This window comes from Pseudomonas sp. 05N434 (genome assembly GCF_056396965.1).
Genome location: NZ_JBFTMK010000187.1, coordinates 1 through 8286, shown reverse-complemented (window position 1 = coordinate 8286; position 8286 = coordinate 1). Strand labels below are relative to the sequence as shown.

At 58.6% G+C, this 8286-nt stretch carries 7 protein-coding genes and 1 pseudogene; 2 read left to right on the top strand and 6 right to left on the bottom strand.

Features of this window, described 5'->3' with window-relative positions:
* On the top strand, positions 1–1138 hold a 1138-nt coding region (ftsZ, locus tag AC1DLB_RS13980), incomplete at its 5' end, for a cell division protein FtsZ (protein WP_477785146.1).
* 112 nt (positions 1139–1250) lie between these two features.
* Entirely contained in the window at positions 1251–2162 is a 912-nt protein-coding gene (gene lpxC, locus AC1DLB_RS13975; RefSeq protein WP_007939852.1) for a UDP-3-O-acyl-N-acetylglucosamine deacetylase, read from the top strand.
* Between the two features lie 67 nt (positions 2163–2229).
* On the opposite strand, the gene AC1DLB_RS13970 is transcribed toward lpxC, so the two are convergent.
* From AC1DLB_RS13970 to AC1DLB_RS13945, 6 genes and pseudogenes are all read right to left on the bottom strand, one after another.
* The gene (locus AC1DLB_RS13970; protein WP_477785145.1) at positions 2230–3726 is read right to left on the bottom strand and encodes a sensor domain-containing diguanylate cyclase; all 1497 of its coding nucleotides are present in this window, start codon (positions 3724–3726) and stop codon (positions 2230–2232) included.
* Positions 3727–3874: 148 nt separating this feature from the next.
* Positions 3875–5186, bottom strand: a pseudogene (locus AC1DLB_RS13965) (OprD family porin).
* A gap of 194 nt (positions 5187–5380) precedes the next feature.
* On the bottom strand, positions 5381–5605 hold the full coding sequence (locus AC1DLB_RS13960) for a hypothetical protein (RefSeq protein WP_064616208.1): 225 nt from the start codon (positions 5603–5605) through the stop codon (positions 5381–5383).
* Between the two features lie 281 nt (positions 5606–5886).
* Entirely contained in the window at positions 5887–7251 is a 1365-nt protein-coding gene (locus AC1DLB_RS13955; RefSeq protein WP_018930140.1) for a heavy metal sensor histidine kinase, read from the bottom strand.
* Entirely contained in the window at positions 7241–7918 is a 678-nt protein-coding gene (locus AC1DLB_RS13950; RefSeq protein ID WP_477785144.1) for a heavy metal response regulator transcription factor, read from the bottom strand. The genes AC1DLB_RS13955 and AC1DLB_RS13950 overlap by 11 nt, the downstream gene beginning before the upstream one ends.
* Before the next feature lie 9 nt (positions 7919–7927).
* Positions 7928–8286 (bottom strand): efflux RND transporter permease subunit (locus AC1DLB_RS13945; protein ID WP_477785143.1); only part of this gene is annotated, 359 nt, incomplete at its 5' end.

Genomic DNA, 8286 nt, shown 5'->3' with positions numbered 1-8286 from the left:
TGGCGGAGGCGGCGGCAACGCTGTCAATCACATGGTCAAGAGCAACATTGAAGGCGTTGAATTCATCTGCGCCAACACTGATGCCCAAGCGCTGAAAAGCATCAGCGCGCGCACCATTCTGCAACTGGGTACCAGCGTGACCAAAGGTCTGGGCGCTGGCGCCAACCCTGAAGTAGGTCGTCAGGCCGCTCTCGAAGACCGTGAGCGCATTGCCGAAGTCCTGCAGGGCACCAACATGGTGTTCATCACGACCGGCATGGGCGGCGGTACCGGTACCGGTGCAGCGCCAATCATTGCTGAAGTGGCCAAGGAAATGGGGATCCTCACCGTTGCGGTGGTGACCCGTCCGTTCCCGTTCGAAGGCCGCAAGCGCATGCAGCTCGCCGACGAAGGTATCCGTCTGCTGTCTGAAAGCGTCGACTCGTTGATCACCATTCCCAACGAGAAGCTGCTGACCATCCTCGGTAAAGACGCAAGCCTCTTGTCGGCTTTCGCCAAGGCCGACGATGTACTGGCCGGTGCCGTTCGCGGTATCTCCGACATCATCAAGCGTCCGGGCATGATCAACGTCGACTTCGCCGACGTACGTACCGTGATGAGCGAAATGGGCATGGCGATGATGGGCACTGGCTGCGCCAGCGGTCCGAACCGTGCACGTGAAGCGACCGAAGCGGCCATTCGCAACCCGCTGCTCGAAGACGTGAACCTGCAAGGTGCACGCGGCATCCTGGTGAACATCACCGCCGGTCCTGACCTGTCCCTGGGTGAGTACTCCGACGTGGGTAGCATCATCGAAGCCTTCGCTTCCGAGCACGCAATGGTCAAGGTCGGTACCGTTATCGATCCGGACATGCGCGACGAACTGCACGTGACCGTGGTTGCCACTGGTCTGGGCGCTAAAATCGAGAAGCCTGTGAAGGTCATCGACAATACCGTTCACACCTCGATGGCCTCCCAGCCACAACAACAAGCCCCTGTTCGTCAGGAACAGCCAGCGGTGAATTACCGTGACCTGGACCGTCCGACCGTCATGCGCAACCAGGCTCAGGCCGGTGCTGCGACTGCCGCGAAGATGAACCCGCAAGATGATCTGGACTACCTGGACATCCCGGCTTTCCTGCGTCGTCAGGCCGATTGATGAAATGTATCAGGGGTATTAGGGTGATTGGTGTTCAGCAAAGGTCTGGTCTGCTATCATCGCCAGCCTTTGTTGATACCAGTTCGCAATTTGCGCTGAAGCGGCCCATGCCATGATTAAACAACGCACCCTGAAGAATATTATCCGTGCCACAGGTGTCGGCCTGCACTCCGGGGAGAAGGTCTACCTGACCCTCAAGCCAGCGCCTGTCGACACCGGCATTGTGTTTTGTCGTGCTGACCTCGACCCTGTGGTGCAGATTCCTGCCCGCGCGGAAAACGTTGGCGAAACCACTATGTCGACCACGCTTGTTAACGGTGACGTCAAAGTGGACACGGTGGAGCACCTGCTCTCGGCCATGGCTGGCCTGGGCATCGATAACGCCTACGTCGAGCTCTCCGCGTCCGAAGTCCCGATCATGGATGGTAGCGCTGGACCCTTCGTATTCCTGATTCAATCGGCCGGCCTGGAAGAGCAGGACGCCGCCAAGAAGTTCATCCGGATCCTGCGGGAAGTGACAGTGGAAGACGGCGACAAGCGCGCCACTTTCGTCCCTTTCGAAGGTTTCAAAGTGAGCTTCGAGATCGATTTCGATCACCCGGTTTTCCGTGACCGCACACAAAGTGCAAGCGTGGATTTTTCCAGCACTTCGTTCGTAAAAGAAGTCAGCCGCGCGCGTACCTTTGGTTTCATGAGTGATATCGAGTACCTGCGCAAGCACAACCTCGCACTCGGCGGCAGCGTTGAAAACGCAATTGTGGTCGACGCGGATGGTGTACTGAACGAAGACGGCCTTCGCTATGAAGACGAATTCGTGAAGCACAAAATCCTCGATGCGATTGGTGACCTCTACCTGCTGGGCAATAGCCTGATTGGTGAGTTCAAGGGCTTCAAGTCCGGACACGCATTGAACAACCAGCTGCTGCGCAAGTTGATTGAGCAGACAGATGCTTGGGAAGTCGTGACGTTCGAAGACGCCAGCACCGCACCGATCTCTTACATGCGTCCTGTTGCGGCCGTGTAAGCAAAAAACCTCTCTAGTTTTTTAAAGGCTACCTTCGGGTGGCCTTTTTTTATGCCAGCGGGAACGATCAATCCGCAGCGACCACCCGGTTCCGCCCGTTTTCCTTGGCCTGATACAGCGCCTTGTCCGCTGCAAACAGCAACTGTTCCAGGCTGATGTCGGTTGCTGTCGTCCAGGTACTGATACCAATACTGACAGTAATCGGTGACACATCACCTCCCACCAACGGCAATTGCTCCACCGCCATACGGATTTTTTCGGCAATCTGTCGGGCTCCGGCGCTGTCGGTTTCAGCCAGGATCACTGAAAACTCCTCGCCACCATACCGGGCGACCAGGTCCGCCGGCCGTCGAACATGGGTGTCGATCACCTTGGCCACCGAGCGCAAGGCATCGTCGCCCCCTCGGTGGCCGTGGCGATCATTGAACGCCTTGAAGTGATCGATATCGATCATCAACAGCGACAACGGCTGACCGGAACGCTGGGCACGAAACCATTCATGGTGCAGAGCCTGATCCAGGCTTCGGCGATTGGCCAGACCGGTCAAGGGGTCGGTGGCGGCCAGTTGTGCCAGTTCCTGCTCGGCGCTTTGGCGTCGACGCAGCTCCCGGCAGAGCAACCAGGTCAGCCACAGCAGGCTCACGCACAGGGCAACGGTCGCAGAAGTGACTACCACCGCGGTGCGCTTCCAGGCCGCAAAGACTTCATCGCTGGACAGCGCAACGATGACGATCAACGGCAAATTCCCGACCTTGGAGAAGGTGTACAAGCGCTCATCGTTGTATCGACTGGACATGCCGGTGAAGCTGCCGTTGCCTTCTTTGACGATGCGCTGGAAATTGGGGCGGTTGCTGAAATCCTTGCCGATCAGCTCTTCGGCCAGGTGGGGTTGGTGGGCCAGGAGAATCCCGTCCTTGCTGATCAGGCTGACCGTACTGTCGCGGCCGATGCTCAAGCTGTTGAACAACTGATCGAAGTAGCTCAAATGCATGGCGGCCTCGGCCACGCCGAGGAACTCACCCTGGGTGCCGTTCACCCGGCGGCTGAAACTGATCCGCCAATCCTGTTCCGGCGGCCGGGCCTTGAAAGGGCGACTGATGAACATGCCCGGGTCCGGATTGTTGATGTGGGCCTGGAAGTATTCGCGATCGGCAAAGTTGCCCTTTCTGGGCTCCACCGAGGCCGAGTCGGCGATCACAYAGCCCTTGTTGTCGAGCAACAAGATGTTGCCCTTGTACGGCGCGGCAGTGGCGCGGTCGAAATAGGCCAGGTGACGAATGGCTGGGGAAACGCTCTTGAGGTCTTCCCGCTGGGAGGCAGCGATCAAACCCAGCAGGGACACGTCATAGAGTTCGACATTGCGCAGCACGTCGGCGTCGATCAATTGCACGATATTGTTGGCGGCGCGAGCGGCGGACAATTTGGCATTGGCGTGTTCGCGGATCAGCAGGAACGCGACGATGCTCAGTATTGCGATCACCAACAACACACTACTGAGAACCAGAAGCCGCTCCGAGCGTGTCGAACGGATCGGATCACCGGATTTCGCACTGTTCACACTCATGGTTCTGACTTCTGCAAATAAGGCGTTATGAAAGTGCTTTTACAAGAATCGGGCAGAGTCCCAGAAACCGGTCGCGTCCTGCGCGCCTATATAAATCCCGGATAATAAAAAGGCCAGCAAAACATGCTGGCCTTTTGCTAATTGAAGCTTAGAAGACATTCACCGGGTAGTCGACAATTACCCGGTATTCATCCGTGTCCTGATCCAGCGCACCGTAACCGTTGCCGCCACGGTTAGACGCCCATTGCAGACGCATCGCCAGGTCTTTGGCCTTGCTACCCTGGACCACGTACTTGAGCTCGATGTCTCGTTCCCGATGCCTGGCGTTTCTGCCGTCGGCGCTGTACCACGAGGCGTAACCGCGGCTGTCCGGATCGACCTTGGTCAGGTCCCCGTGAGTAGGACACCGCCGAGGTCAGGCCGGGCATGTCGAGGCCAGCAAAGTCGTAGGCGTACTTGAGTTTCCACGAGCGCTCATTCGGACCGTTGAAGTCCGAATACTGCTGGGAGTTGTCGAGATAAATGCTGTCGCCCTGGCTGATGTAATCGAACGGCGTGTTGCCGTTGACCCGCTGGTAGGCGGCGGTGACGCTGTGATGGCCCACGTCGACGGTGAAATGCAGGCTGTAGGTGTTGTTGTCGATGTTGCCCAGCAGTGCATCGCCGGTGTCTTGCGTGTGATAGAAGTGCAGGCCCGGGTTGAGGCTGACCAAGTCATTCAGCGAATAGGTGTAGTCCAGGTCGTAGTAGTACTGGTTCCAGATGTCCTTGAGTTCGGCCGCATACAGGCTGCTGGTCAGGCCCGGCAGGCCGCTCCAGGCCACGCCGGCCCAATTCAAATGCCGGCTTTCATCGCCATCGGCCAGGCTGCCATAGGACGTGCCGATGCGGGTGTGGCCGCTCTGGTTGTAGAGTTTGGTGAAGCTGGCCTGACCGCCCTCGATCATCAACCCGTCGACACTGTGGTTGGTCAGGCTGACGCCGCGAAAGGTCTGCGGCAGCATGCGGGTTTCGCCACCGGCGATCACCGGGTTGGCAAGGAACAGGTCGCCGGCCTTCAATTCGGTATCGAAGGCCCGCATTTTCAGGGTGCCGCCAGCGGTGGAAAACGAGCCCGGTGCCTTGCCGTTGCCCTCGCTGATCGGCAGGATGCTCGACCCGTCGGTGCCACCACCGCCGTCGAGCTTGAGCCCGAGCATCGCGTGGGCTTCAACGCCGAAACCGATGGTGCCCTGGCTGAATCCCGATTCGAAGCGACCGAGAAAGCCCTGACCCCACTCGATGTTGTCATCGGCCTTTTGCAGGCGATTGCGGTTCATGTAGTAGTTGCGGGCATTGAGGTTGAGGCTCGCCCCATCGACAAAGCCTTCGCGGCTGGATTCGTCGTCGGCCTGCACGTTGTTGGCCATCGTTGCAGTGATTGCAATGAACAGCGGACTGAATCTGAGAGGGAAACGCACGTGCGGTAAAGCTCCTTGGGTCAACTAAGTACTTCATTGTTTTGAAGTGCGGATGTTTGTTGTCAGGGAAGATGAACTGAAGGGGTTTAAAACCACCACGAAAAAAAGCCGCTGATAGCAGCGGCTTTGAAGACAACTTTTCAAAGGGAAGAGCCGATGAAAAGTGTCGAGGGAAACAGAGCGATACGTATGGATCAGCTGTCTTTCTCAACCCGTGGCTGGGCTTGAGTGCTCGACGCTTGAGGGGTTTGCGCAGCCTCTTGGGCCTTGGCTGTCAGTTCGTTTTGATACTGTTCGTAGGCCTTGGCGCGTTCGGCATTTTGTGCGACGAATGTCTGCGACTCTTCAGCCATGGCGAACGGAGACAGGAACAGGGACGACAAAACGAAAGCGCTGGCAATACCCATACTGTTGGACATCTTTAAACCTTCTTGCTTGGCAAGTGCTGTTTGATGGGGCAACGATAAGGGGCTTGGGCGAGGGGAAAAAGAGTGGATTGCATAAAGGACTGTTGCGCTAAAAGTAACAGTCCGCAGTTGCAAGTGGTTTGGCTTTTTTTGTGGCGAGGGAGCTTGCTCCCGCTCGGCTGCGCAGCAGTCGTAATCGGAGTATGTGGCCTGTCTGATTGAATGTAGTCGTATTTTTGGGGCCGCTTCGCAGCCCAGCGCGAGCAAGCTCGCTCGCCACAGGGAGTGGGGGGTCAGACTGGAAGATGAATCCCGAAGGTATTCATCCCATGATCACTGCGCACAAACACATCCCCGCCATGCATCAGCGCAATCGCCTTGACGATCGCCAACCCCAGGCCATGGTTGTTGCCGCTGTTACTGCGTGACGCATCAACCCGGTAGAAACGTTCGAACAGGCGCGGCAGATGCTCATTGGCAATCGGCGACCCCGGGTTGGCGACGCCGATGCTCACTTGGTGCTCCTCGACTTCGATCCGCACCTGAATCACTTGCCCAGGCGCGGTGTGCTGCACCGCGTTGCTCAGCAAGTTGATCAACGCCCGGCGCAGATGTGCGATCTCGATTCGCACCTGCGCATCGCCACTGACCTCGACCTGAACCTGCGCATCCTCAAGAATGAAATCCAGATATTCCAGCGTCGTCGCCACTTCATCAGCCAGTGAGGTGGACGTCAGTTGGGTGGCCTTGCTGCCTTGGTCGGCGCTGGCGAGGAACAGCATGTCGTTGATGATTGAGCGCAGCCGCTCCAGCTCTTCGAGGTTCGATTGCAGCACTTCGAAATAGTGTTCGGCGGAGCGCCCGCGTGTCAGTGCAACCTGGGTCTGGCCGATCAGGTTGGTCAGCGGCGAGCGCAGTTCATGGGCCACGTCGGCATTGAACGATTCCAGCCGCGAGTAGGCCTGTTCCACCCGTTCCAGCGTGGCGTTGAACGAACTGACGAACTGATCGAGCTCCGGGGGCAATGGCGATAATTGCAGGCGCCCGGACAGCCTCGGTGGTGCCAGGCGCTGGGCTTCCTGCGACAACTTGATCAGTGGTTTGAGGCCGATCCGCGCCACCCAGTAACCGAGTAGCGAGGCCAGCAATACCCCAATGATCGCCAGGCTGATCAGGGCGATCAGCAAGTGGTGCTGCGTCTCGTAAAAGGTTTCGGTGTCGATGCCGATCATGAAGCGCAGCGGTGGGCGCTGGTCCTTGGCTGGCAACTCGGTTAGCAGCACTTTCAGCGGGTACGGATGGTCGGGTAATTCCATGTCGCGCATGCCCAATGGGCCTTGGGCGAACGCGCGGATCGACGCGTCGGGTTGGCCGTATTCATAACCGGGATTACCGCTGACCACCCAAAAGCGAATGCGCTTGTCTTCTTCGCTCAGCAGTTTGAGCTTGGCGTTGATCTTCACCCAATGCTCGGGCGTGCCGTAACGGTTGAGCGCCGATTCGAGCACGCTGTAGCGGGCATCGAGCTCGGCTTCGGGCAGCAGGCCCAAGCCCTTGTCGACCTGTTGATACAGCGCACCGCCGATCAACAGAAACACCAGCAGCGCCACCAGCGTAAACATCCCGCTCAGGCGCAGCGCGATGGAGTTACTGGACACCACGGCTCTCCAGCACATAACCCATGCCACGAATGGTGTGCAGCAATTTCTCGTCGAACGGCCCGTCGAGCTTGGCCCGCAGGCGTTTGATCGCGACTTCGACCACGTTGGCGTCGCTGTCGAAATTGATGTCCCAGACCATCTCGGCGATGGCGGTTTTCGAGAGGATTTCACCCTGTCTGCGCGCCAACACACTCAACAGTGAGAACTCCTTGGCGGTCAGGTCCAGGCGGGTGCCGGCGCGGGTGGCTTTGCGGCTGATCAAATCTATCCACAGGTCGGCGATGCTCACCTGCACCGGCTCGTGGCCACCGCTGCGACGGGTCAGCGCTTGCAGGCGCGCCACCAGTTCGAGGAAGGAAAACGGTTTGCCGAGGTAATCGTCGGCGCCATCGCGCAGACCTTTGATGYGGTCTTCCACCCGCTCGCGGGCGGTGAGCATGATCACCGGGGTTTGCTTGCGCGCACGCAATGCGCGCAGCACGCCGAAACCGTCGAGGCCCGGCAGCATGACGTCGAGGACAATCACCGCGTAGTCATTTTCCAGCGCCAGGTRCAGGCCTTCGACGCCATCGCGGGCCACGTCCACGGTGTAACCCTGTTCCGTCAGACCGCGGTGCAGATAATCCGCGGTTTTTTCCTCGTCTTCGATAATCAGAACGCGCATGACCCCGCCTCAGTCTGTGGTCGCCAGCACCGGCTGCTGTGCTGGTGTGGGTCTATGGAATATCCGCTCAAGCCACAAGTATATGACCGGCGTAGTGAACAGCGTCAGCGCCTGACTCACCAGCAAACCGCCGACCACCGCGATGCCCAATGGCTGGCGCAGTTCGGCGCCGGTGCCGTAGCCGATCATCAACGGCAAGGCGCCGAGCAGGGCGGCAAGCGTGGTCATGATGATCGGCCGGAACCGTGTGAGGCAGGCCTCATGGATTGCCTCCAGCGGTGGCAGGCCACGGTTGCGCTGGGCATCCAGCGCGAAGTCGATCATCAGGATACCGTTCTTCTTGACGATACCGATCAGCAGCACCAGCC

Bases quoted from the DNA above. Each gene is read 5' to 3' on its own strand.
- lpxC (WP_007939852.1), top strand. From the start codon at position 1,251: ATGATTAAACAACGCACCCTGAAGAATATTATCCGTGCCACAGGTGTC.
- AC1DLB_RS13960 (WP_064616208.1), bottom strand. From the start codon at position 5,605: ATGTCCAACAGTATGGGTATTGCCAGCGCTTTCGTTTTGTCGTCCCTG.